The organism is Vibrio sp. Vb1755 (assembly GCF_033338635.1).
Taxonomy (GTDB): Bacteria; Pseudomonadota; Gammaproteobacteria; order Enterobacterales; family Vibrionaceae; genus Vibrio; species Vibrio alginolyticus.
Map to the genome: position 1 here is coordinate 1 of NZ_JAWOTA010000027.1, position 23,593 is coordinate 23,593.

Annotated in this window: 23 protein-coding genes and 1 other RNA gene; 17 read left to right on the forward strand and 7 right to left on the reverse strand. The window is 45.5% G+C overall.

Translation table 11 applies throughout. From position 1 onward, the window contains the following. Positions 1 to 1,113 (forward strand): DNA gyrase C-terminal beta-propeller domain-containing protein (locus tag R7E00_RS18600; RefSeq protein WP_318124458.1); only part of this gene is annotated, 1,113 nt, incomplete at its 5' end. Positions 1,114 to 1,150: 37 nt separating this feature from the next. On the opposite strand, the gene degS is transcribed toward R7E00_RS18600, so the two are convergent. The 3 genes from degS to zapG form a co-directional block, all read right to left on the reverse strand. Next, complete coding sequence (gene degS / locus R7E00_RS18605; protein ID WP_017633606.1) at positions 1,151 to 2,215, reverse strand: outer membrane-stress sensor serine endopeptidase DegS; 1,065 nt, start codon at positions 2,213 to 2,215, stop codon at positions 1,151 to 1,153. A 190-nt stretch (positions 2,216 to 2,405) separates the two neighbouring features. Continuing rightward, a complete protein-coding gene (locus R7E00_RS18610; protein ID WP_025768400.1) occupies positions 2,406 to 3,773 on the reverse strand; it encodes a Do family serine endopeptidase in 1,368 nt (455 codons plus the stop codon). 200 nt (positions 3,774 to 3,973) lie between these two features. Then, positions 3,974 to 4,417, reverse strand: coding sequence for a Z-ring associated protein ZapG (gene zapG, locus R7E00_RS18615; RefSeq protein WP_005379861.1), 444 nt, complete (start codon positions 4,415 to 4,417; stop codon positions 3,974 to 3,976). A gap of 195 nt (positions 4,418 to 4,612) precedes the next feature. Between zapG and zapE the strand changes: the two genes are divergently transcribed. The 8 genes from zapE (at position 4,613) to sspB (ending at position 11,301) form a co-directional block, all read left to right on the forward strand. After that, positions 4,613 to 5,716, forward strand: coding sequence for a cell division protein ZapE (gene zapE, locus R7E00_RS18620; protein ID WP_005387411.1), 1,104 nt, complete (start codon positions 4,613 to 4,615; stop codon positions 5,714 to 5,716). A 251-nt stretch (positions 5,717 to 5,967) separates the two neighbouring features. Next, positions 5,968 to 6,396 carry a 50S ribosomal protein L13 gene (gene rplM, locus R7E00_RS18625; protein WP_005372872.1) on the forward strand — a complete coding sequence of 143 codons (429 nt, stop codon included), beginning with the start codon at positions 5,968 to 5,970 and terminating at the stop codon, positions 6,394 to 6,396. Between the two features lie 15 nt (positions 6,397 to 6,411). Continuing rightward, the gene (gene rpsI, locus R7E00_RS18630) at positions 6,412 to 6,804 is read left to right on the forward strand and encodes a 30S ribosomal protein S9 (RefSeq protein ID WP_005372876.1); all 393 of its coding nucleotides are present in this window, start codon (positions 6,412 to 6,414) and stop codon (positions 6,802 to 6,804) included. 672 nt (positions 6,805 to 7,476) lie between these two features. Beyond that, the gene (gene petA / locus R7E00_RS18635) at positions 7,477 to 8,067 is read left to right on the forward strand and encodes a ubiquinol-cytochrome c reductase iron-sulfur subunit (protein WP_005372877.1); all 591 of its coding nucleotides are present in this window, start codon (positions 7,477 to 7,479) and stop codon (positions 8,065 to 8,067) included. Then, on the forward strand, positions 8,067 to 9,332 hold the full coding sequence (locus R7E00_RS18640) for a cytochrome b (RefSeq protein WP_005372880.1): 1,266 nt from the start codon (positions 8,067 to 8,069) through the stop codon (positions 9,330 to 9,332). The genes petA and R7E00_RS18640 overlap by 1 nt, the downstream gene beginning before the upstream one ends. After that, positions 9,329 to 10,066 carry a cytochrome c1 gene (locus R7E00_RS18645; RefSeq protein WP_005372881.1) on the forward strand — a complete coding sequence of 246 codons (738 nt, stop codon included), beginning with the start codon at positions 9,329 to 9,331 and terminating at the stop codon, positions 10,064 to 10,066. The genes R7E00_RS18640 and R7E00_RS18645 overlap by 4 nt, the downstream gene beginning before the upstream one ends. 96 nt (positions 10,067 to 10,162) lie before the next feature. Beyond that, on the forward strand, positions 10,163 to 10,798 hold the full coding sequence (gene sspA, locus R7E00_RS18650; RefSeq protein WP_005372897.1) for a stringent starvation protein SspA: 636 nt from the start codon (positions 10,163 to 10,165) through the stop codon (positions 10,796 to 10,798). Between the two features lie 17 nt (positions 10,799 to 10,815). Next, complete coding sequence (sspB, locus tag R7E00_RS18655) at positions 10,816 to 11,301, forward strand: ClpXP protease specificity-enhancing factor (protein ID WP_005387408.1); 486 nt, start codon at positions 10,816 to 10,818, stop codon at positions 11,299 to 11,301. A 71-nt stretch (positions 11,302 to 11,372) separates the two neighbouring features. Here the strand turns inward: sspB and R7E00_RS18660 are convergent, their stop codons facing one another. The 4 genes from R7E00_RS18660 to R7E00_RS18675 are packed head-to-tail and all read right to left on the reverse strand — an operon-like array spanning position 11,373 to position 14,823. After that, the gene (locus R7E00_RS18660; RefSeq protein WP_017633609.1) at positions 11,373 to 12,041 is read right to left on the reverse strand and encodes a BON domain-containing protein; all 669 of its coding nucleotides are present in this window, start codon (positions 12,039 to 12,041) and stop codon (positions 11,373 to 11,375) included. Positions 12,042 to 12,062: 21 nt separating this feature from the next. After that, positions 12,063 to 12,653 (reverse strand): phosphoheptose isomerase, encoded by a 591-nt coding sequence (locus tag R7E00_RS18665; RefSeq protein WP_005372901.1) that lies wholly within the window; start codon positions 12,651 to 12,653, stop codon positions 12,063 to 12,065. Between the two features lie 3 nt (positions 12,654 to 12,656). Next, positions 12,657 to 13,025: a YraN family protein gene (locus R7E00_RS18670; protein WP_005372903.1), complete on the reverse strand. Its 369-nt coding sequence runs from the start codon at positions 13,023 to 13,025 to the stop codon at positions 12,657 to 12,659. Beyond that, positions 13,012 to 14,823, reverse strand: coding sequence for a penicillin-binding protein activator (locus R7E00_RS18675; RefSeq protein WP_005372905.1), 1,812 nt, complete (start codon positions 14,821 to 14,823; stop codon positions 13,012 to 13,014). The genes R7E00_RS18670 and R7E00_RS18675 overlap by 14 nt, the downstream gene beginning before the upstream one ends. Before the next feature lie 68 nt (positions 14,824 to 14,891). On the opposite strand from R7E00_RS18675, the gene rsmI reads away from it, so the two are divergent. The 8 genes from rsmI (at position 14,892) to mraY (ending at position 23,579) form a co-directional block, all read left to right on the forward strand. Then, the gene (gene rsmI, locus R7E00_RS18680) at positions 14,892 to 15,755 is read left to right on the forward strand and encodes a 16S rRNA (cytidine(1402)-2'-O)-methyltransferase (RefSeq protein WP_005372907.1); all 864 of its coding nucleotides are present in this window, start codon (positions 14,892 to 14,894) and stop codon (positions 15,753 to 15,755) included. Positions 15,756 to 15,922: 167 nt separating this feature from the next. Next, positions 15,923 to 16,353, forward strand: an RNA gene (rnpB, locus tag R7E00_RS18685) — RNase P RNA component class A. A 175-nt stretch (positions 16,354 to 16,528) separates the two neighbouring features. Then, the gene (gene rsmH, locus R7E00_RS18690) at positions 16,529 to 17,479 is read left to right on the forward strand and encodes a 16S rRNA (cytosine(1402)-N(4))-methyltransferase RsmH (RefSeq protein WP_005372918.1); all 951 of its coding nucleotides are present in this window, start codon (positions 16,529 to 16,531) and stop codon (positions 17,477 to 17,479) included. A gap of 5 nt (positions 17,480 to 17,484) precedes the next feature. Further along, the gene (gene ftsL / locus R7E00_RS18695; protein WP_005372920.1) at positions 17,485 to 17,802 is read left to right on the forward strand and encodes a cell division protein FtsL; all 318 of its coding nucleotides are present in this window, start codon (positions 17,485 to 17,487) and stop codon (positions 17,800 to 17,802) included. Beyond that, positions 17,799 to 19,592, forward strand: a complete 1,794-nt coding sequence (locus R7E00_RS18700) for a penicillin-binding transpeptidase domain-containing protein (RefSeq protein WP_086046525.1) — start codon at positions 17,799 to 17,801, stop codon at positions 19,590 to 19,592. Before ftsL ends, R7E00_RS18700 begins: the two co-directional genes overlap by 4 nt. A gap of 62 nt (positions 19,593 to 19,654) precedes the next feature. Then, positions 19,655 to 21,136, forward strand: coding sequence for a UDP-N-acetylmuramoyl-L-alanyl-D-glutamate--2,6-diaminopimelate ligase (gene murE, locus R7E00_RS18705; protein WP_171344379.1), 1,482 nt, complete (start codon positions 19,655 to 19,657; stop codon positions 21,134 to 21,136). Continuing rightward, positions 21,133 to 22,497 carry a UDP-N-acetylmuramoyl-tripeptide--D-alanyl-D-alanine ligase gene (locus R7E00_RS18710; protein WP_172563375.1) on the forward strand — a complete coding sequence of 455 codons (1,365 nt, stop codon included), beginning with the start codon at positions 21,133 to 21,135 and terminating at the stop codon, positions 22,495 to 22,497. The genes murE and R7E00_RS18710 overlap by 4 nt, the downstream gene beginning before the upstream one ends. Next, positions 22,497 to 23,579 (forward strand): phospho-N-acetylmuramoyl-pentapeptide-transferase, encoded by a 1,083-nt coding sequence (mraY, locus tag R7E00_RS18715; protein ID WP_005372931.1) that lies wholly within the window; start codon positions 22,497 to 22,499, stop codon positions 23,577 to 23,579. The genes R7E00_RS18710 and mraY overlap by 1 nt, the downstream gene beginning before the upstream one ends. The last annotated feature ends 14 nt before the right edge of the window (positions 23,580 to 23,593 follow it).

Genomic DNA, 23,593 nt, shown 5'->3' on the forward strand with positions numbered 1-23,593 from the left:
GATGAAGTGATTGAGATCATCCGTACTGAAGACGATCCAAAAGCGGTGCTGATGGAACGCTTTGGTATTACCGATATCCAAGCGGATGCAATTTTAGATACCAAACTTCGTCATCTAGCAAAACTAGAAGAGATGAAGATCCGTGGTGAGCAAGACGAGCTAGAGAAAGAGCGTGAGAAGCTAGAACAGCTACTCGGTTCTGAGCGTCGTCTGAATACACTACTGAAAAAAGAAATCAAAGCAGACGCAGAGAAATACGGTGATGACCGTCGCTCTCCAATGGTTGAGCGTGCAGAAGCAAAAGCGCTGACTGAACGTGACCTCGTACCAAGTGAGCCAATCACGGTTGTGCTTTCTGAGAAAGGTTGGATTCGTCACGCGAAAGGCCATGACGTGGATGCCGAAGGCTTAAACTATAAGTCGGGTGATAAGTATTTAGCGCATGCTCGAGGTAAGAGTAATCAGCCTGCGGTATTCCTAGGTAGTGACGGTCGAAGTTACTCTCTGGAATCGCACTCACTGCCTTCTGCTCGTAGTCAAGGTGAGCCGATTACCGGTCGCTTGAATATTACGGCTGGTAGCAGTATTCGCCAAGTCATCATGAGTGAAGAAGATCAGCTGTGGCTGGTGGGTTCAGATGCAGGTTACGGCTTTGTATGTAAAGGCGCGGACTTGCTGTCTAAAAACCGCAGTGGTAAAGCGCTCGTCACTTTACCTGCCAACTCTGAGATCATGACGCCAAAAGAGATTGAAGATTTAGACTCTGATGAAATCTTAGCAATCACTAACCAAGGTCGCATGCTGCTGTTCCCAATCAAAGACTTGCCACAACTGGCGAAAGGTAAAGGGAATAAGATCATCAACATTCCTGCTGCTAAAGCAAAAGAGCGAGAAGAAGTACTATCTCACTTAATGTCTTTACCAAAAGGTGCATCGTTAACGCTGTACGCGGGTAAGCGAAAGTTGGGTCTTAAACCGTCTGACCTTGATAACTTCCGTGGCGAACGTGGTCGCCGAGGTGGGTTATTACCGAGAGGTTTGCAGCGAGTCACTCGCATTGAAGTTGAGCTGGATGATTCCGATACGACGGAAACACCGAGCGATAGCGAGTAACGCACAAATAAAAATCCCAGCCAATGGCTGGGATTTTTTATGCTTCTTGCTTGTCTTCAGCAATGGTGACTTTCAAGGTCATCTCTTTTCCTTTGCGAATGATACCGACGTCCACGGTGGTGCCAGGACGTAAATCGGTGACGATATCCATAACGCTCTGACGCCCCTGAACCTTATTGCCATCAATACTGATAATGATATCTTGTTTTTGAAAGCCAGCCGCATTGGCTGGGCCATTTGGATCAATACCAAGTACGACAATACCACCTATGTGTTCATTTCCAAGTAGGCGAGCAGTGACCGCATTAATGTCTTGGCCGTCGATTCCAATATAACCACGAATCACGCGGCCATCAGCGATGATTTTCTGCATGATCTTACTGGCTAGCGGCGCAGGGATCGCAAAAGAAATACCGTAAGTTTCTAAGTCTGTCGCTTGCTGAAAAGAGGCGGTGTTAATGCCGACGAGCTCGCCTTGTGTGTTCACTAGGGCTCCACCAGAGTTACCTTCATTGATGGCGGCATCGGTTTGAATGAATGCTTGACGACCATCGCTAATAGATGAACGACCTGTGGCAGAAATAATGCCGAACGTTGTGGTTTGTCCAAGGTTGTATGGGTTACCGATGGCTAGTACTACATCGCCCACTTGTGGTTTGTAATTAGAGTTCAGAGGGATTACGGGCAAATTCGAACCTTCGACACGCAGCACGGCTATATCAGTACGTTTATCTGTCCCTACGAGCTGAGCCGCTGCGGCTCTGCCGTCTTGTAATGCCACAACAATTTGATCAGCTTGAGCAACCACATGATAGTTAGTAATGATGTAGCCTTTCTCACTAACAATGACACCTGACCCCAGACCTTGAGTCGAGAGTTTACTGCGATCATTCTCAACATACTTACGGCTGTAGATGTTTACCACTGCAGGCGCTGCTCTTCGGACCGCTTGATTAAACGTCAACTCGACTGATGCGATATTAACAGGTTGAGGATCAAGCGCGGCAGGAATTACGTTGTTGCGCAAAGATGGAACCGCCAGTAATACCACTGCGGCAGTAGCCAAGCCTAAAAAGACAGAACGTAATAAAAAGCTGAGCATATCCTCTCCATGCGTGAGCGCCAAAATGGCATCGAAGATGAAGAATAGCATTACATTGAAAAATAACAAAAGGGCAGCACGTCATCGCGCTGCCCTTTTCATTAGTTATTGAGCGATAAGGAAAAGTGATCGAGCCTTATCACTCAGTACTATGCATCGAAAACCTTATTTCCTATCACTTTGAAAGTGGTTAACGAATGACAAGATAAATAGTACGTTCACCACGTTGAATATTAAGAGCCAGTACACCTTTGTGTTTCTCTACGATTGTACGAAGCTCGGCAAGGTTTTTCACTCGTTGACGGTTCACACCGATAATAATGTCACCTTGTTGTAATTGATATTGAGCCGCTGGAGAGTTATCTGCAACGCTCGATACTTTAACACCTTGGATTACATCACTTGGTGTTGTATTGCTTAACTCCGCACCTTTGAGTCCCTCATGTAATGTCTCCGCTTTAGCTTTCATATTCGTAGATTCGCCAAGCGTTACATCAAAGGTTTTATTCTTACCATCTCGAACCACACCTAATGTGATTTCTTTACCTGCTCCCAGTGTTGCCACTTTTGCGCGGAGCTCTGAGAAAGTATTAATCGCTTTGCCGTTCACCGATACAATTACGTCACCGGCTTTTAACCCTGCTTTATCGGCTGCGCTGTCCGGTACGACTTGACCAATAAAGGCCCCTTTACTTGACTCGTAACCCAATGCATCAGCTAGCTCAGAGGTTACTTCGCCACCTTGCACACCCAACATGCCGCGTTTGACTTCACCAAACTCTAGAATTTGATCAGTGAGGTTTTTCATCATGTTTGATGGAATCGCAAAGCCAATACCCACATTACCGCCGTTAGGGCCTAAAATCGCAGTATTAATACCGATCAGCTCACCATTAAGGTTGACCAATGCACCACCAGAGTTACCGCTGTTAATTGCGGCATCGGTTTGGATGAAGTTTTCGAAGTTTTCAACGTTTAAGCCGCTACGACCAAGGGCTGAAACAATACCCGAAGTCACAGTTTGACCGAGTCCAAATGGGTTACCAATCGCAACCGTAAAGTCACCGACACGCAGTTTGTCGGAATCCGCGACCTTAATCTGCGTTAAGTTTTTCGCTTTCTCTAATTTAAGTAACGCAACATCGGCCATTTCATCACCGCCAACGAGCGTAGCGTCATACTCGCGCCCGTCAAAGAGGCGAACTCGAATCTCATCTGCCCCCTTAATCACATGGTAGTTAGTGACAATATGGCCTTTCTTCGCATCAATAATGACACCAGAACCTAAACCTCTGAACGGGCGCTCTCGCCTTTGTTCCATAGGAAAGTCTGGGCCAAAGAAAAATTGAAATTGCTCGGGAATGCGGCTGGTTTGTACTTGTTTACCTTCTACAGCAATACTCACAACAGCTGGGGTCACCTTCTCAAGCATTGGTGCCAAGCTAGGTAACTGTTGGCCATCCACATTCAAAGGTAATGCGGCAGTGGCTTGAACTGGGGCAATAATCGACCCCAAACTCAGAGATAGAACGGTGAGCGCAAGCAGTGGTTTTTTCATCCAATAACTCCTCTTGAAACATGTCTGCCAAAAAGAAATATCCGAACGGTTAGTTCACTTTGTTAACAACTAATATAGGGTCTAGTTCGGACAATCAAAAGGGGAGGCAGTGCACATCCAAGTTAGAGCGAAGGTGAGGTGAAAAAGTTCAAAAAAGGGCCGATACAAATGTATCGGCCCTAGATAGAAGTAAGAGAGGATTATGATGCTTTTGCGGTTACCGCTTCGGGAGCATTAATGATTTCTTTCTCTTGATCCTTCAAAAGACCGGTGGCGCCATTAGCGTAGTCTTTTGGTTGTTCGTTGAACTCTGGTTGATCTTCTGCAATGGTTTCAGACGACATTGCCGTTTTCTTATCAAACGGGTTGTCTTGTTCTGGTAAGTTTGGCAAAAGCTCAGAAGAGGTCTTGGCCATATGTTGGTATAGCTTGGTGTAATCTTTACCTAGGGTGTCCAACATCTCTGCGGTTTGTGCAAAATGATCGACGAGCTCTTGACGTTGTTGCTCTAATTCAAACTTGGCCGCTTCAAGTTCTTTCTGCACAGACTTTTGTTTCTTGTATTCAGGGGTGGTTAGTCTACTAATGACTACGCCTACGATTGTACCGACCAGCAAACCCACAATGGCATAAATCCAAGGCATAACTGCTCCTTATAGTTGTTTTAACAAGTCTTTTACTACTTAGTTACACGCGGTGCTTGTCCATGTTACTATGGCTTGAACAGCCGATAAAGAAAAATAGCAGTATGTCTTCGGGGACTGATAACTACTTCTCTCTATTCTCAAAGTTGACCCCGAGGTAACCCTTTTCTCTATACCTCTATACGACTTAATACGATGACACCACTACAACAATATCAAAAAGACATAGCAGAACACGGGTTTCAGCGTGATGAAGCTCAGTATCAAGCGGTCGTTGCATTAGACAAGCTTTACCATGCTATCGTTGAATTTCAGTCAGCGCCTGTGCCTCAGCTTTCCAAATGGCAAAAGCTAATGGGGAAAAAAATCGACAAGCCTGAACCACCAAAAGGCCTTTACTTTTGGGGGGGGGTAGGTCGCGGTAAAACCTACCTTATGGACGCATTTTTTGATGCTTTACCGACCCAAAGAAAAATGCGCGTCCACTTCCATCGATTTATGTATCGAGTACATGATGAGTTGAAGCTGTTAGGTGATGTCGAAAATCCTCTATCAAAAGTGGCGGATAAATTTAAAGAAGAAGCAGATGTGGTTTGCTTTGATGAATTTTTTGTTTCCGACATTACTGATGCGATGATCCTTGCAACGCTACTTCAAGAAATGTTCAAGCGGCAGATGATCCTAGTCGCGACTTCAAACATCGAGCCGCAGAACTTATATCGTAACGGTTTGCAAAGAGCGCGCTTTTTGCCCGCGATCGATATGATTTTGGCACGTTGTGAAGTGTTGAATGTCGATAGTGGCGTTGATTATCGCTTAAGAACGTTAGAACAGGCTGAAATATACCATTACCCGCTTGATGAGCAGGCTAGCATAAACCTTAACAAATATTATCAGCAGCTGACTGGAGAGCGTCAGTTTGTTGCTCATCAAATCGAAGTTAACCACCGTCAACTAGCGGTGATTGAAGCAAGCGACGGGGTGCTGCATGCGTCGTTTGCTCAGTTGTGTCAAACTGCTCGCAGTCAAAATGACTACATTGAATTGTCTCGTATTTACCACACGGTATTACTGGCAGATGTTCAACAAATGAACCGAAAAATAGATGATGCGGCGAGACGCTTTATCGCGCTGGTCGATGAGTTTTACGAGCGCAATGTTAAGTTGATTATTTCTGCTGAAGTGCCAATGGCCGACTTATATACTGACGGGCAGTTAGAGTTCGAATTTAAGCGCTGTTTGTCTCGGCTTACTGAGATGCAAAGTCATGAGTATCTCGCGCGTGAACATTTGGCCTAGATCCAATGGGTTCTTAAAAAAGTGAAGAAAAAATTAGTGATTTGGCGCAAAAAAAGGTGATTTTTTCTTCGCTCTTCTCTATAATCCTGCGACCCACCGTTACTGCAGACCTGATTATCGAAGTTATTTCGAAATTGAAGGTCGAGAGTACCAACGACTCGAAGGGGTGATGACTGGGCTCTTAGACAGTGTGGGAGCACTATTGGGTGTTCCTTTAAAGTTTAAAATTTAATTAACGGGTTATTGTTAGCATGAAAACTTTCGTTGCTAAACCAGAAACTGTAAAACGCGACTGGTACGTTGTAGACGCTGAAGGTAAAACTCTTGGCCGTCTAGCAAGTGAAATTGCATCTCGCCTACGTGGCAAACATAAAGCTGAATACACTCCTCACGTTGACACTGGTGATTACATCATCGTTATCAACGCTGAGAAAGTTGCTGTAACTGGTAACAAAGCTAAGAACAAAGTGTACTACCGTCACTCTGAATTCCCAGGTGGTCTAAAATCTATCACTTTTGAAAAGTTGATCGATCGTAAACCTGAGATGGCTCTTGAGCTTGCAGTTAAAGGCATGCTTCCACGTGGTCCTCTAGGCCGTGCTATGTACCGTAAGCTAAAAGTTTACGCGGGCGCTGAGCACAACCATGTTGCTCAACAACCACAAGTACTAGACATCTAATTGGGGATTTCGAAAATGGCAGAGAATCAATACTACGGCACTGGCCGTCGCAAAAGCTCAGCTGCACGTGTTTTCATTAAACCAGGCAGCGGTAACATTGTAGTAAACAAGCGTAACCTTGACGAATACTTCGGTCGTCCAACAGCACGTATGGTTGTACAACAACCTCTAGAGCTAGTTGAACTAACTGAAAAGCTAGACCTTTACGTAACAGTTAAAGGCGGCGGTATTTCTGGTCAAGCTGGTGCTATCCGTCACGGTATCACTCGCGCGCTTATGGAATACGATGAGTCTCTACGTCCTGCTCTACGCGCAGCTGGCTACGTTACTCGTGACGCTCGTTGCGTTGAACGTAAGAAAGTTGGTCTACGTAAAGCACGTCGTCGTCCACAGTTCTCTAAGCGTTAATTTCCTCTTATCGGGAATTATGCTTTCAGAGTTACTCTGGAAACTGTGTACCAAAAGCTCGGCTCTATGCCGGGCTTTTTTGTATTTAAAGCAACGAACAGCCTTCACTTATCATCACACTCCGAGCAGGCCTTCTTATTCGTCCTCTTCGTCGAAAGGTGCCAGTGCCGTTTTATATCTGTGCCTTATTTAATCGCGACTCACCACGCTTTCTCTTGCGATGCAGCATAGATGTATTCATCAGCAAGAATGTCTTTGTATCTTATTCTTCCTGTAACATGTTTTAAAATGACTTACGCTCCTTTTTGAGCATTCTGCGTGCTACAAAATTGAAAATATAAACACAGTAAGCTGAACGCGTAATACGAAATATTTCTCTGTGTAATTAACTGAAAACTACCAAGATAAAAGGTTTTATCAGCTTTCAGCGGGGCTTCTATGTGGTGCTTTCTTGTTACAAATCACATCAATTTTTTATAATTCTGCCGCTTTTGTGACGACGCGAGCGATTTGCCTCACAAATGTTACAAAAAGGTAGCTTTATCTTGTCAAAAAGTAGGGTTTTCTTTATCATTTCCCTCCAATAAATAGAACTAAATTCATTATTTGTTAGCCATGCTCTTATAAGCGGAATAATAACGATCCAAAGGGAGCAAATGGGAGAATGTTTGGATGAGCAACGCGCCTTTAAATAACGGTCGCAGGCGTTTTCTAACCGCTACAACGGCAGTTGTTGGTGGGTTAGGGGCAGTCGCCGTCGCCGTGCCTTTTATCAAATCATGGAATCCGAGTGCTAAAGCCAAAGCGGCGGGCGCACCGGTGGAAGTGGATATAAGTAAAATTGAACCAGGTCAGCTGGTTCGTGTTGAGTGGCAGGGAAAACCTGTATGGATTGTTCGCCGCACTCAAAGCGTTCTGGATAACTTAAAATCGATCGGTGATAAGCTTCGCGATCCACAATCTGAAATGGAGCAGCAGCCTGAGTACGCTCAGAATGAGTTTCGTTCGATTAAGGAAGAGTTTTTCGTCGCAGTTGGTTTCTGTACCCACTTAGGTTGTTCACCAACCTATCTACCTGACTCTTTCTCAGAGCAGGTGCAGGGCGTAAGATCTGGCTTCTTCTGTCCTTGTCATGGTTCTAAGTTCGACATGGCTGGTCGAGTGTTCCAAGGAGTACCTGCTCCGTTGAACCTTGTCGTTCCTAAGCACATGTATTTGAGCGATACCAAGCTCATTGTGGGTGTTGATGAGGGAGATGCATAATGCAAGCAATGTTAGATTGGGTTGAAAAGCGTATTCCTGCAATGAATGCTTATAAAAAGCATTTGTCTGAATACCCAATGCCTAAGAACTTCAACTTTTGGTACCTTTTCGGTTCTCTGGCGATGCTGGTTCTTGTTAACCAAATCCTAACGGGTATTTGGCTAACGATGAACTATGTTCCTTCAGGTGACGGTGCATTTGCGTCTATCGAATACATTATGCGTGATGTAGAGTACGGTTGGCTTCTGCGTTACATGCATTCCACTGGAGCGTCAGCGTTTTTCGTTGTTGTGTATCTTCACATGTTCCGTGGTTTGATCTACGGTTCATACCAAAAACCTCGTGAACTGTTGTGGATCTTCGGTATGTTGATCTTCCTAGTTCTCATGGCTGAAGCGTTCATGGGTTACCTACTTCCATGGGGTCAGATGTCATACTGGGGTGCGCAGGTAATCATTTCCCTGTTTGGTGCTATTCCTGTTATCGGTGATGACCTAACACTTTGGATTCGTGGTGACTACATCATCTCTGGTGCAACGCTAAACCGTTTCTTCGCACTACACGTTATTGCACTGCCTATCGTTTTGCTTCTTCTTGTTGTTCTGCACGTATTGGCGCTGCACGAAGTAGGCTCAAACAACCCGGATGGTATCGAAACTAAGCTGCCAAAAGGCTCAATGGGCGACGATTACAAAACGCAATTCAAGTTCCACGATTACTACACGAAGAAATATGACATCATTGATTCGATTCCTTTCCATCCGTACGGCACGGTTAAGGACTTGGTCGGTGTTGCTGGTTTCTTGTTCTTCTTCTGTTACGTGCTGTTCTTTAACCCAGAAATGGGTGGATACTTCCTTGAGCCTCCTAACTTTGAAGCTGCAAACCCACTGAAGACACCAGAGCATATTGCTCCGGTATGGTACTTCACGCCGTTCTACGCAATCTTACGTGCGGTTCCAGACAAACTATTAGGTGTTATCCTAATGGGCGCGTCAATTGCAGTGCTGTTTGTTCTACCTTGGTTGGATCGTTGTAAAGTTCGTTCATACCGTTACCGTAGCAAACTTCATCTATTGAATATTGTACAGTTCACCATCGCCTTTATCGCTCTGGGTATTTTAGGTGCGTTACCTGCGACACCAACGTACACACTACTATCTCAGATCTTTAGCTTGTGTTACTTCATGTTCTTTGTGTTGCTGTTCTTCTACAGCAAAAATGAAGCAACCAAACCATTACCAGAGAGGGTGACATTCAAATGAAGAAGTGGATTGTAATTCTATTTGCTATGTTGCCATCACTAGCGATGGCAGCTGGGGCCAATGTTCCGCTGGATAAAGCGAATGTTGACCTTACGGATAAAGCTTCGCTACAAAACGGCGCGAAGTTATTCATGAACTACTGTTTTGCTTGTCACTCTACGCAATACCAGCGTTACGAGCGTGTAGCAACAGACTTGGAAATTCCAACAGACTTAATGAAAGAAAACCTGATTTTCAATCCTGAAGCGAAAATCGGTGATCTAATGGTCAATGCTATGCCACCGAAGCAAGCGGCAAACTGGTTTGGTGCTCCACCACCAGATCTTACGTTGGTTGCACGAGTTCGTGGTGCTGATTGGTTATACACTTACTTACGCTCTTTCTATGTTGATCCATCTCGTCCATTCGGCGTGAACAACATCGTCTTCCCGAGTGTTGGTATGCCGCATGTGCTTGAAGAGCTACAGGGCATCCCGACGCCGATTTACGATACGAAAATCGTAGATGGCGAAGAAGTACAAGTTGTTGTTGGTACTGAAACCGATGGCACGGGTGAGCTGAGTGAAGGCGAATATGACAAAGCGGTTGGCGATCTCGTTAACTTCTTAGTTTATTCAGGTGACCCAGTGCAGCTTGAGCGTCATGCTCTAGGCTGGTGGGTAATGGGCTTCTTAGTGCTTCTAACCATCGTTGTTGTGATGCTCAAGAAAGAGTATTGGCGCGATGTGCATTAATTGTGCTAAAATACCGTGCTAATTCCCAATTTTAATTGATGTACAATGGAGGCTTAGCCTCCATTGTTTTTATTTGTAAGTGTACTGGAGGGCTCCATGGCTGTAGCTGCCAATAAACGTTCTGTGATGACTCTTTTCTCAAGTGCATCAGATTTGTATAGCCATCAGGTTCGCATTGTACTAGCTGAAAAAGGCGTAAGTGTTGAAGTTGAGCTTGTTGACGAAGCAAACCTTCCTGCTGAGCTTGTTGAGCTAAACCCATATAAATCAGTGCCAACTCTTGTTGACCGTGAGCTAGCTCTTTACGATTCAAAAATCATCATGGAGTACTTGGACGAGCGTTTCCCTCATCCACCTCTAATGCCGGTTTACCCTGTTGCTCGTGGCAACAGCCGCTTGATGATGTACCGTATCGAACGCAACTGGTATTCACTCGCTGAAAAAGTGATGAAAGGTAATGCGGAAGAATCAGAAAAAGCACGCACAAAGCTGCGTAATGATCTTCTGACGTTAGCGCCAATTTTTGCTGAATATGAGTACTTCATGAGCGAAGAATTCAGCTTGATCGATTGTTACCTAGCTCCACTATTGTGGCGTTTGCCTCAACTTGGTATCGATCTTGTTGGCCCTGGTTCAAAAGAAATCAAGGTATACATGAACCGCGTATTTGAACGTGATTCGTTCCTTGCTTCTTTGACTGAAGCTGAACGTGAAATGCGCCTAGTTCGCTAAGCGATTTAAAACACGTTATGGATATTGCAAAAATGACTGCTCGCCGCCCGTATATGCTTCGCGCATTTTACGACTGGTTAGTAGACAATGACTTGACTCCTCACTTGGTTGTGGATGCAACAATGCCAGGGGTGCGTGTCCCGGTTGAATTTATTCAAGATGGTCAAATTATTTTGAATATTGCGCCACGTGCAGTGGGTAATCTTGAGTTAGGTAATGATGCGATTACCTTCCATGCTCGCTTTAGCGGTCGTCCGCACTCAGTGATCGTGCCTGTGTATGCTGTTCAAGCTATTTATGCACGTGAGAATGGTGCTGGTACTATGTTTGAACCAGAAGAAGCGTACACTCACATCGAAGAAGAAGCGATGACCGAGGAAGAATCATCCCCATCGTTCACAACGGTTAGTGATGAGCCTTCTGAGTTAGTTTCTGATTCAGATGCCGAAGAGGACGATGCTCCTCGACCAAAAGGCAAACCAAGCTTAAGAGTGATTAAATAATAAAAAAGCAGCGTAACGCTGCTTTTTTCTTTTTAACTTGTTGAAGATGATTTCAAGCCAGACTTTGGAAATTACTCACTAATCGTAAAGACTTCGACGTTCTCTTCACTTTCTGTGCTTGCCTCACTTTCTATTGTTTGTACACCGTCACTCGGTAAGTCTACTTCAACAGGCTCCATTTCGCCGTATTGGAACCCTTTAATGACTTGTTTTACGCCTGAGATATTACGCGCGATTTCTGTCGCTCGATCGCCTTGCTCTGGCGTGACATAACCAAACAGAAAAACGTCGCCATCTTCGGTGATCACTTTAACCTTAACACCATTAAGCTCAGAATCAGTAAGCAAAGCTGACTTTACTTTGGTTGTGATCCAGCTGTCATTGCTAATCTGGGTAACAGTGAGTGGCTCTTTTTGTTTGATTTGATTGTGTATGACTTTTACACCACTAACTTCTCGAGCCCTTCGCTCTAAAGCAAGGATAAGGTCTTGTGTCGGAGCTTGTCCCATAAGGACTACAGTCCCATTATATGAACTGGCAACGACACGAACTTCACCTTTAAACGGTGCTTTATTGCCGATCGCCGCAACTTCGAATTCGATGTTATTGTCCTGCCAGATTTGTTTTGTCGTGCGTGTGTCCGTGACAATATTCGCTGTGGTTGCTGCACCTGCGATAAACAAACCTGCGCAACCACTTAAACTCAATGCTGTTAATAAGATAACAAGGCTACGTATCATAATTCTGACTCTCAGTCTTGGTTACTCTTCGTGAGCAGGGAAAAGCACCTGGTCAATAAGATCACAAAGACAATGGAGTGTTACCATATGTACTTCGTGAATACGTGCAGTGCGGTGTGATGGAATACGAATTTCGACGTCGTTCTCACCGAGCAGTCCTGCCATCTCTCCGCCATCTTTTCCTGTTAGCGCGATAATCGTCATGTCTCGAGTTACGGCTGCTTCCATCGCTTTGATAATATTTTTACTGTTACCGCTAGTCGACATGGCAAGCAAAATGTCGCCTGGTTGACCAAACGCTCGTACCTGTTTTGAGAAGATTTCCTGGTAGTGGTAATCGTTGGCCACTGCGGTTAGGGTGGTATTATCGGCGGTTAAGGCCATTGCTGGTAAGCTAGGGCGCTCAGTTTCAAAACGGTTTAAAAGACAAGAAACAAATTGTTGAGCGTTTGAAGCACTGCCGCCATTACCACAACATAAAATTTTATTGCCATTAAGCAGGCTCGACACCATCGCTTGAGCTGCATGAGTAATGGCATCAGGCAGCGCCTCTGCTGCTGCGATTTGAATTTGAATACTTTCTGTAAAGCTGTCTTTAATGCTGTCTAGCATCGCTTATCCTTCAGAGATTGCGTTTTCTATCCAGTTGATATCTCGCCCATTATCATGAATGGCGATGACATCAAATCGATAATCGATATTGTGTTTTAAGCGCTTTTGTTGGCTAAGCCAAACTTGTGCGGTTTTGACTAGCTTGCGCATTTTAGCGTGCGTCACCATTTCTGCTGCCGAGCCAAAGTGATTGTTCTTACGGTATTTGACTTCAACAAACACAATAGTTTCACCTTGTTGGAAGATTAAATCAATCTCACCGACCTTAGTCAGAAAATTTTGTTCAATAAAGTTCAAGCCCTGGCGTTGTAAATACTGCTTCGCCAGAGCTTCATATTGATTTCCGATTTGTCGCTTGCTAAAGAGCCCCACGCTCAGCCCAGCTTAGCTCACGCTGTACAACACAATTATTGTCGATACTTAAAATACCGGTTTGGCCGCCAACTGAGTAGCCCGGAACGACCTTCATTTGTGGCAGCTCCCCAATCAATTTATACGCATCCATACCCAGTGCTTTCAAACGTTTTTCCATGTTAGATTGCTCTGACCACAGCTCGTTCATTTCAGCGGTCACGCTAGGGTCTGGGTCAATCAGTAATGGAATATCGCTGTAGATGATGCCTGTTAGATCTTCGTAAGTCGCGCCGCCACTGTTGCTACGCGAGCTAGAGAAAATTTGTGGCGCTTTGGCGTCTGGGTTAATCGCTACCTCAATAAACGGCTTGATCAAAGTCAGTTCCGTGCTTCTAGCAACAATATAAACCGCATCGACATCACGACGGCTACGTGGCTGTGTTTCAAGCTTGATACGCATTAGTGATTGCATCTGAGCAATACGTTGTTTGCTTTCTTGCAGACCAAATACTTCATTGATGTCTTTTTGAAGTTGGCGCTTGTCACCAAAATAACTTGCTGCGACTTTATTAGAGCTGTACTTGCGCCATTCTTTGTTGAACGCTTCAGTTACACGCTCACCAAAGCTGCCCTTTGGTGCCAGAATCAGAGGGAAGTTATAGCCTTCGCTGAACAAGTGTTTCGCTGCCTGTGCGGCTTCTTGTTCTGGTGATAATGCCAAGTAGCAAATATTGCTATCTGGTTGCACATCTTCGGGAATATTTAGCGCAAGGGCTGGAATCGTAGGACCATTTTCTGAGCCATCCATGGTTGTGTGCAATAGCTCAACGTTTTCTTTTTCTAGGGGACCAACAACAAAGTCGATGTTTTCATTGATCAAACGTTGTTTAATTTGGTCGGCGTTATACGCATTAGTGTCTATTACCGTGAGGGTAGCGCTTGGATCACGGTTACGATCATTCATCATAGCAAACACAAAACCATCACGAATTAATTGCGCTTGTGGCGAGAACTTACCAGTAAGCGGCAGTAACAAAGCGGTGTTGTTTGGTTTAACGATGTCTAGAGAGAGAATGTTTTGAATCTCTTCTGGTGTGTAGATAGCGGCTGGGTGCGATGGGTTCTCGTTTAACCAGCGTTCTAGGGTATTTTTTAGTTGGGATAAGTTGCCCGACAGCGTTTTCGCATAAATAGCGAGTTGTAGCCAACCATCCAAAACATCTTCATTTGGCTCTGTTTCTAATGAGGTCAGTTCGTACTCGGAGTAGCTGCCAAAGTTCATCCAAATACGGCTAGAAATCTCTCTCTGCTCCGCGGACGATGCATATTGGCCAAATGCAACCAGTTGGCGGTTTGCCTCAAACGCTTGGTTAAGACCTTGATAAGCGTCGGCACGCATCAAGTAATAGTCTTTCCATTGCTCATTTGGCAACTTCCACCAAGGTTTAAAATTCAACAATTGCAGCAACTGAGAGTAATTACCCTGTTTTTGCTGTATGGTCGCACGCGCTAGTTGCCACTCTGCTTGCTGAACTTCGGTTAACTGTTGACGAGCCAGGCGCTTGATCAACATTTCTGCTTGATCAAACTGGTTTGCTTGAATCGCGGCTTTGGTTGCCATGATCAACCAGTCATTTTGTAAACTGCCTTCCGTGCTATCAGCTTGGATCATATAGTTCTGAACAGACTGAGTAGGCTCAAGTGTTACATCAACGCCATCAGGCTGTCTTGGACCTGAAGAACAGGCGGCGAGCGTAATTGCTAGTGCAACAGGAGTAAGTATGCGTGGTACACTGAGTCTCTTATGGTTAATCATTGCCGTGAGTTCTCTATAATTTTGTACAAAATTGTCTCTATATTAATCGTTGAAGTGATGGTAAACAAATGACAGATAAAAATAAGTTGCCGAATGAGGGGCCAACTCTCTATATCGTACCGACTCCAATCGGAAATTTAGCGGATATCACCCAACGTGCTATCGAAATTCTGTCGACTGTGGACATCATTGCCGCTGAGGATACTCGACATACGGGCAAATTACTGTCTCACTTCAATATTCAAACCAAAACTTTTGCTCTACACGACCACAATGAGCAGCAAAAAGCACAAGTTTTGGTAGAAAAGCTGCTTTCCGGTCAGTCTATCGCATTAGTTTCTGACGCTGGTACGCCACTTATCAGCGACCCAGGATACCATTTGGTGACAAAATGTCGTCAAGCGGGCGTTAGAGTTGTGCCTCTTCCAGGTGCTTGTGCGGTCATTACGGCGTTAAGTGCCTCTGGCTTGCCATCGGATCGCTTTAGCTTCGAAGGTTTTTTACCACCGAAAAGCAAAGGTCGTAAGGATAAATTCCTAGAGATTGCTTCGGTAGAGCGTACGTGTATTTTTTACGAGTCACCGCACCGTATTTTAGACTCTCTACAAGACATGTTAGACGTTCTTGGCCCAGATAGAGAAGTTGTGTTGGCAAGAGAGCTAACAAAAACCTTTGAAACCATTCAAGGCATGCCGTTAGGTGAGCTGATTGAATGGGTGAAAAGTGACGATAACCAACAGCGTGGTGAAATGGTATTGTTGGTACATGGCCATCGTGAAACAACAGACGACTCACTACCTGAAGATGCTTTACGCACGTTAGGGATTTTGACCAAAGAGCTGCCTTTGAAAAAAGCAGCTGCTTTGGTGGCAGAAATACATAACTTGAAGAAGAATGCGCTATATAAATGGGGCTTAGAAAACTTAGACTAAGTGCCGCTAGCGAGATAAATGGTCAATGAGGGCTGATGTTTAGGCATCGGCCTTTTTATTATCTATTTTTGGCACGTTGACTAAAAAGTCATCACTTAGTGCATTCATTTCATCATATCTGTGATCTAACTAGACTCTGAAGTGAGAACTCTATACAATCCGCCCTCGGAGCTGACTGGGTAGTCGCTGCTTTGTTGATGTCCTTCGGGAGACTGACGTCGAAGTCCCTTTGGGAGACTGACGTTGACGTCCTTCGGGAGACTGACAAAGGGGAGGAAAGTCCGGGCTTCATAGAGCAAGGTGCCAGGTAACGCCTGGGGGGCGCAAGCCTACGACAAGTGCAGCAGAGAGAAGACCGCCGATGGCCCGTAAGGGTACAGGTAAGGGTGAAAGGGTGCGGTAAGAGCGCACCGGACGACTAGCAATAGTTCGTAGCAGGGTAAACTCCACCTGAAGCAAGACCAAATAGGCCTCCACATTGCGTTGCTCGCGTAAGGAGGCGGGTAGGTTGCTCGAGCCAGTGAGTGATTGCTGGCCTAGACGAATGGCTACCGCCGTGCAAGCGGAACAGAACCCGGCTTATGTGTCGGCTCCACCTATTCGAGACCCATCTCTACTTCGGTAGTGATGGGTTTTTTGCATTTAATTGACGCAAACTATGTCATTACCAATAAACTTGGCGTAAATCACGTCTAACTTTAGACTTGTGGTGGCGATGATGTAGGAAATCAGTACACTAAAGAATCGCCTCAAGATCATTCAACGAGAAAGCTATGACCGAAACCTTCCAACATATTTCCGTGTTATTAAATGAATCCATTGATGGCTTAGCTATCAAACCAGACGGCGTCTATATTGATGGAACATTTGGCCGTGGCGGTCACAGCCGGACAATTCTATCTAAACTCGGTGAAAATGGCCGACTGTACAGTATCGACCGTGACCCTCAAGCGATCGCTGAGGCAGGCAAAATCAATGACCCTCGCTTCACCATTATTCATGGTCCATTTTCTGGTATTGCTGAGTATGCTGAAGAGTATGGGCTAGTTGGAAAAGTGGATGGTGTTCTGCTGGATTTAGGCGTTTCTTCTCCTCAGTTAGACGACGCAGAGCGTGGCTTTAGCTTTATGAAAGACGGTCCGCTAGATATGCGTATGGACCCGACATCAGGTGTTCCAGTATCTCAATGGTTGATGGAAGCAGACCTCGATGATATCACTTGGGTCATTCGCGAGTTTGGGGAAGATAAACATGCGCGCCGTATTGCAAAAGCGATTGTTGCCTACCGTGAAGATGAAGAAAATGAGCCAATGGTTCGCACTGGTCAGCTGGCAAAATTGATTTCAGATGCCGCACCGAAAAGTTTTAAAGAGAAAAAACACCCTGCGACTCGTGCTTTCCAGGCTTTTCGTATTTACATCAACAGTGAGTTAGAAGAAATTGATACGGCACTTAAAGGCGCGGCGAGCATTCTTGCTCCTGAAGGCCGTTTATCTGTGATTAGCTTCCACTCTCTGGAAGACCGTATGGTCAAACGTTTTATCCGTAAAGAGAGCAAAGGGCCTGAAGTGCCACACGGTATTCCAATGACGGAAGAGCAAATTCGTGCTCTTGGTAGTGCGAATATGAAAGCGGTGAGCAAAGCGATTAAACCAAGCAAACAAGAAATTGAAATGAACCCTCGTTCGCGCAGCTCTGTGTTAAGAATTGCAGAAAAGCTTTAATTATTATGACGAAATCCACTCCTAATCTTGCTAAGTTGATTGCAACGGATCTCCTCACTGTTGGTCGCTGGCCATTACTGTTGTTGCTATTGATCGTGGCATCGGCAATGGGAGTGGTATTTGCTACCCACCATGCGCGTCAAGCGATCACCGAGAAAGACCATACGTTGGTTGAACGAGAACGATTAGATAGCGAATGGCGTAACTTAATGTTGGAAGAAACTGCCCTCGCGGAACACAGTCGTGTTCAAGACCTTGCCAAAAAAGAACTTGAAATGAAACGACCTGATGGCGATAAAGAAGTGGTTGTCACGCTCAAATGATTAGAAAAAAATCCAACACGAAACAAGCCAATAAGCGTAAACCTGTAGCAAAAGAGAAAGCGGCTACGGGGGATAAGAAAACCGATAACAAAGCAGTGAAAGTGGCGGTCGAAGAATCTTTCTTGATTCGTTGGCGCTTCCATCTATTACTGTTTTTTGTTTTTTGTGCATTTGCCCTTTTGGTGGCACGCGTAGCCTACATCCAAATCATTGAGCCAGATAACCTGATTAAACAAGGTGACCTACGTTCGGTTCGTGTTAAATCCATTCCTTCTGCTCGCGGTATTATTTCGGATCGAAATGGTGAGCCGCTTGCTGTCAGTGTACCGGTTGAGGCGGTTTGGGCAGATCCTGCCACGATATTTAAAGAAAACGCGTTAAGCCAGACCAAAAGTTGGCATGCATTAGCGGATGTTCTTGGTATTGACCGACAAGGGTTAATAGACAAAATCAAGCGCAATGAAAAACGCCGCTTTATCTACTTGCAGCGCCAGGTCAGTCCGGCCATGGCGAACTATATTCGTGAGCTAAAGCTGCCAGGTGTTGGCCTTAAGTCGGAATCTCGTCGTTATTATCCTGCAGGTGAGGTTAGTGCTCACTTAGTCGGTGTAACAGGCATTGACGGGCATGGCCTAGAAGGTGTGGAGCGTAGCTACGATGAATGGCTCACTGGCGCGGCGGGTAAGAAAACTATTCGTAAAGACCGTTATGGTCGTGTTGTGGAAAACATTGCTTGGCAAGACAAGCAAGAAGGTAAATCACTTCAGTTAACCATCGATCAGCGCCTACAGGCGATTGCGTATCGTGCGATTAAGCAAGCCGTTGCGGACCACCGCGCCACTTCAGGTTCCGTTGTCATGTTGGATGTAAAAACGGGCGCCGTATTGGCCATGGTTAATGCTCCTTCTTACAACCCTAACAATCGTAGCGATTGGCAAAGCTATCAAATGCGTAACCGAGTGATCACGGACTCAATGGAGCCTGGTTCGACCATTAAGCCTTTCGTTATTTTAGCCGCCTTAGAAAATGGGATAGCCGATAAAGATACCATCGTAGATACCGGTAATGGTGTCCTACGTTTAGGTGGTAGTCGAGTCAGAGATGTCTCTCGCGTAGGCAAAGCGAGCTTGACCACGATCCTTAAAAAGTCGAGTAATATCGGTGTGACGAAGCTAGCAATGCAAATGCCGGTAGAGGCGCTTCTTGGGCTGTACAGTTCAGTGGGTTTTGGTGAGCTTTCTGGCCTAAACCTAGTTGGGGAAGTGACGGGTATTTTTCCTACACGAACTCGTTGGTCGCCAATTGAACGCGCCACGATTGCGTTTGGTTACGGTCTATCAATTACACCAATCCAGCTAGCCCATGCTTATGCGACGCTTGGAAACCTTGGCAAATACGAGCCTATTCATATTATTGAAAGCAATGATCATGACATGTCACGTCAAGTGGTGAGTGCGAAGTATGCGCGTCAAGTATTAGACATGTTGGAAACCGTAACTCAAAAAGGGGGCTCGGCTCGCAGAGCGGCAGTTCCTGGTTATCGAGTAGGAGCGAAAACGGGTACATCACGTAAAGCTTCTGCCGGTGGGTACAGCGACGAGTACATCACCTACACGGCTGGGCTTGCTCCGGTTAGCGATCCGCGAATTGCTTTAGTAGTGATCGTAAACGAGCCTCAAGGCGATGACTACTATGGTGGTTCGGTAGCGTCTCCTGTCTTCTCTGAAATCATGAAAGGCGCGCTACAAATACTCAATGTTGCACCTGACGAAAACAAATTCCAACAGTAAGCCCTGTGGTTTACTGAGCAAACAAAATTAAGAAAACCTGAGCCAAAGCTCGGAGAACAAATATGACTAAAGCCATCAGTATGGACGTGCTGCTTTCCCCTTGGGTGGATTGCCCTAGCTTATCGTCCGTTCTTGTTTCTGAATTGGAGCTCGACAGCCGAAGAGTTCAACCTGGAACCACGTTTGTAGCAGTGATTGGCCATGTTGTGGATGGGCGTAAATTCATTGCCTCTGCAATTGAGCAAGGTGCAAATGCAGCCCTGGCGCAAGCCTGCGATGTCAAAACACATGGTACGGTGGAAATCATTGATGATGTTCCCGTCATTTACATTGATAGGTTGGACCAACGTTTATCCGCAATTGCTGGAAAGCTTTATGCTTACCCTGATATGGATTTGATTGGTGTCACCGGCACCAACGGCAAAACCACCATTACCCAGTTAATAGCGCAATGGCTAGAACTGCTTGACCATAAAGCGGCGGTAATGGGAACAACAGGAAATGGCTTCCTCAATAACTTGCAACAAGCTGCGAATACAACGGGGAATGCCGTTGAAATTCAGAAAACGCTCTCCTCTCTCGCAAATCAACAAGCCACATACACCGCGCTAGAAGTATCTTCCCATGGCCTGACGCAAGGTCGTGTCAAAGCATTATCATTTGCGGCGAGCGTGTTTACTAACTTAAGTCGTGACCATCTTGATTACCATGGCACGATGGAAGAGTATGCCAATGCAAAGCTTGGGTTGTTCACGCAACACCAATGTGAACGTGCCATTATCAATGTTGATGATGAAGTAGGTCATCAATGGGCGTCGCAGTTAAGTAATGCGGTCGCTGTTTCGCTCAAACCGAATACTGAATTTGAAAGCGCAATTTGGGCGACGGAAGTCAGTTACGCGGAGTCAGGGATTACTATTAAGTTCGATGGTAAATTTGGCTCAGGTGAATTGCACGCGCCATTGATTGGTGAGTTTAATGCAACCAACTTAATGCTCGCTTTTGCGACCTTATTAAGCTTAGGTAAAGAGAAACAAGCGTTACTCGAAACCGCAGGTCAACTGCAACCTGTACTCGGCCGAATGGAGTTATTCCAAACTGAGGATCGTGCCAAAGTCGTGGTTGATTATGCCCATACTCCTGATGCTTTAGAAAAAGCGCTGCAAGCTTTACGAGTTCATTGTGAAGGCCAGCTGTGGGCTATTTTTGGCTGCGGTGGTGATCGCGATGCAGGTAAGCGCCCAATGATGGCGGAAATTGCAGAGCGTCTAGGCGACAGAGTGGTGTTGACTGACGATAACCCACGCAGCGAAGACCCGGTTCAGATTGTGAAAGACATGTTAGCTGGGCTGTCAAAACCTGCTGAAGCGATTGTTCAGCATGACCGCTTCAAAGCACTGTCTTATGCCATTGAAAATGCTTCGCCAAACGACATTATCTTGTTAGCTGGGAAGGGTCATGAAGATTATCAGATTCGTAATGGCGAAACGATTCATTACTCCGACCGCGAGTCCGCAATGCAACTTTTAGGATTGACCTCATGATCAAAGTAACGTTATCTCAAATTGCAGACATCACACGTGGCGAGCGATTCGGCGACGATCTACTTATCGACGCGGTTTCTACTGATACACGAGCGATTGAGCGTGGGGCTCTATTTGTGGCGTTAGTAGGGGAGCGCTTTGATGCGCACAACTTTTGCCAACAAGCGGTAGATGCAGGTGCCGGTGCTTTACTCGTGGAAAAACGCTTAGATGTGAATGTGCCGCAAATTGTGGTGTCGGATACCAAACTTGCATTGGGTGAATTTGCTTCTTGGGTGCATCAAGCATGCCAAACACCTACCGTTGCCATCACCGGAAGTTGCGGTAAAACGACCGTAAAAGAAATGGTTGCGAGTATCCTGCAATTGAAAGGCAAAGTGCTATTCACGGCGGGTAACTTCAATAATGATATTGGTGTTCCGTTGACATTATTACGCTCACAGCAGGATGATGATTATGCCGTGATTGAGCTTGGTGCTAACCATATAGGTGAAATTGCTTACACGACTCAGTTAGTAAAACCAGATATCGCGTTAGTGAACAATGTAGCAGCCGCTCACCTTGAAGGCTTTGGTTCTATCGATGGCGTGAAACAAGCCAAAGGTGAAATCTACCAAGGCCTTTCAGCTGGTGGTATTGCGATTGTTAACCTAGACAGCAATGGTGAAGCCAAGTGGGATGAAGTGTTAGCAGATAAGAAAGTCATTACTTTTTCACAAAGTAATACTGATGCAGACTTCTTCGCTTCTAACATTGTATTGAACGTCGCAGGTGAAGCAAGCTTTGACTTACATATCGCAGCAAGCTCACAAGAAATTGAACTGTCTCTGGGTATTATAGGTCAACACAACGTTGCGAATGCGATCGCTGCTTCTATTATTGCGTTACAAATGGGCGCCACATTAGAAGAGGTTCGTGCTGGCCTTAAACATTTGAACAAAGTGAAAGGTCGCGTCGAGGTTGAAGCGCTGAGCGAAAAGATAAAATTGATTGACGACAGCTACAACGCGAGCGTGCCAGCCATGAAAGCGGCAGTTGATTTATTGGCCGCTTTCCCAGGTCAACGCTGGCTGATTTTAGGTAATATGGCGGAATTGGGCGAGGAAAGTCTTGCACTTCATCGTCAAGTCGGGGAACATGCTGCCCCACAAAAATTTGAACATGTTCTCACATATGGTGCAGACGCCAAGGTGATCAGTGATCTTTGCCAAGGCATTCATTTTGAGACGCACCAAGAGATGATTGAATACATCAAGCAGCATCTAGACCAAGCCGTTCCTGAAAACCATACGATATTGGTGAAAGGAGCGAATGGTGCACGTATGTTTGAAGTCGCTGCTGCTTTGAAGGAGTATTATTAATGATTATTTGGCTTGCCGAGCTGCTACAGCCATACCTGTCTTTTTTCCGATTGTTTGAATACTTGTCTTTTCGAGCAATCCTAAGCGTATTAACCGCTCTAGGTCTGTCATTATGGATGGGACCAATCATGATCAAGCGTTTGCAAATGCTGCAAATTGGTCAGGTAGTGCGTAACGAAGGTCCTGAATCTCACTTTAGTAAGCGTGGTACCCCAACAATGGGCGGTATCATGATCTTAGCGGCCATCTCAATCACGATTTTGCTATGGACAGACTTATCCAACCCTTACGTATGGGCGGTACTGACAGTCTTACTTGGCTACGGTGCGGTCGGATTTGTTGATGATTATCGTAAAGTGGTACGCAAAAATACCGATGGCTTGATCGCGCGTTGGAAGTACTTCTGGCAGTCGTTGATCGCGTTTGTCGTCGCTTTCGCATTGTATGCTTACGGTAAAGACACAGCAGCAACTCAGCTAGTGGTGCCATTCTTTAAAGACATCATGCCGCAGCTTGGTTTGATGTATATCATTCTGACTTACTTTGTCATTGTAGGTACAAGTAACGCGGTTAACCTGACTGATGGTCTAGACGGTTTGGCAATCATGCCAACGGTTCTTGTTGCAGCAGGCTTCGCGGTTATTGCATGGGCGACCGGTAACGTTAACTTCTCTGAATACCTTCATATACCATACTTACCACATGCTTCTGAGTTGGTTGTCGTATGTACAGCAATCGTCGGTGCAGGCCTTGGTTTCTTGTGGTTTAACACGTATCCAGCACAAGTGTTCATGGGTGATGTCGGCTCACTAGCGCTTGGCGGCGCGTTAGGCACTATTGCTGTTCTCGTTCGTCAAGAGTTGGTGTTGGTGATCATGGGCGGTGTGTTTGTGATGGAAACGCTGTCGGTAATTCTACAGGTGGGTTCATACAAACTGCGTGGTCAGCGCATTTTTCGTATGGCACCGATTCACCACCACTACGAATTGAAAGGTTGGCCAGAACCTCGCGTAATCGTGCGTTTCTGGATTATTTCTATGGTTCTTGTTCTGATTGGTCTTGCGACATTGAAAGTGCGTTAATCGCACTTTCCAAG

Excerpts from the sequence above, each read along its gene's own strand:
- degS (WP_017633606.1), bottom strand. The coding sequence starts at position 2,215 with ATGCTCAGCTTTTTATTACGTTCTGTCTTTTTAGGCTTGGCTACTGCC.
- R7E00_RS18610 (WP_025768400.1), bottom strand. The coding sequence starts at position 3,773 with ATGAAAAAACCACTGCTTGCGCTCACCGTTCTATCTCTGAGTTTGGGG.
- zapG (WP_005379861.1), bottom strand. The coding sequence starts at position 4,417 with ATGCCTTGGATTTATGCCATTGTGGGTTTGCTGGTCGGTACAATCGTA.
- zapE (WP_005387411.1), top strand. The coding sequence starts at position 4,613 with ATGACACCACTACAACAATATCAAAAAGACATAGCAGAACACGGGTTT.
- rplM (WP_005372872.1), top strand. The coding sequence starts at position 5,968 with ATGAAAACTTTCGTTGCTAAACCAGAAACTGTAAAACGCGACTGGTAC.
- rpsI (WP_005372876.1), top strand. The coding sequence starts at position 6,412 with ATGGCAGAGAATCAATACTACGGCACTGGCCGTCGCAAAAGCTCAGCT.
- petA (WP_005372877.1), top strand. The coding sequence starts at position 7,477 with ATGAGCAACGCGCCTTTAAATAACGGTCGCAGGCGTTTTCTAACCGCT.
- R7E00_RS18640 (WP_005372880.1), top strand. The coding sequence starts at position 8,067 with ATGCAAGCAATGTTAGATTGGGTTGAAAAGCGTATTCCTGCAATGAAT.
- R7E00_RS18645 (WP_005372881.1), top strand. The coding sequence starts at position 9,329 with ATGAAGAAGTGGATTGTAATTCTATTTGCTATGTTGCCATCACTAGCG.
- sspA (WP_005372897.1), top strand. The coding sequence starts at position 10,163 with ATGGCTGTAGCTGCCAATAAACGTTCTGTGATGACTCTTTTCTCAAGT.
- sspB (WP_005387408.1), top strand. The coding sequence starts at position 10,816 with ATGGATATTGCAAAAATGACTGCTCGCCGCCCGTATATGCTTCGCGCA.
- R7E00_RS18660 (WP_017633609.1), bottom strand. The coding sequence starts at position 12,041 with ATGATACGTAGCCTTGTTATCTTATTAACAGCATTGAGTTTAAGTGGT.
- R7E00_RS18665 (WP_005372901.1), bottom strand. The coding sequence starts at position 12,653 with ATGCTAGACAGCATTAAAGACAGCTTTACAGAAAGTATTCAAATTCAA.
- R7E00_RS18675 (WP_005372905.1), bottom strand. The coding sequence starts at position 14,823 with ATGATTAACCATAAGAGACTCAGTGTACCACGCATACTTACTCCTGTT.
- rsmI (WP_005372907.1), top strand. The coding sequence starts at position 14,892 with ATGACAGATAAAAATAAGTTGCCGAATGAGGGGCCAACTCTCTATATC.
- rsmH (WP_005372918.1), top strand. The coding sequence starts at position 16,529 with ATGACCGAAACCTTCCAACATATTTCCGTGTTATTAAATGAATCCATT.
- ftsL (WP_005372920.1), top strand. The coding sequence starts at position 17,485 with ATGACGAAATCCACTCCTAATCTTGCTAAGTTGATTGCAACGGATCTC.
- R7E00_RS18700 (WP_086046525.1), top strand. The coding sequence starts at position 17,799 with ATGATTAGAAAAAAATCCAACACGAAACAAGCCAATAAGCGTAAACCT.
- murE (WP_171344379.1), top strand. The coding sequence starts at position 19,655 with ATGACTAAAGCCATCAGTATGGACGTGCTGCTTTCCCCTTGGGTGGAT.
- R7E00_RS18710 (WP_172563375.1), top strand. The coding sequence starts at position 21,133 with ATGATCAAAGTAACGTTATCTCAAATTGCAGACATCACACGTGGCGAG.
- mraY (WP_005372931.1), top strand. The coding sequence starts at position 22,497 with ATGATTATTTGGCTTGCCGAGCTGCTACAGCCATACCTGTCTTTTTTC.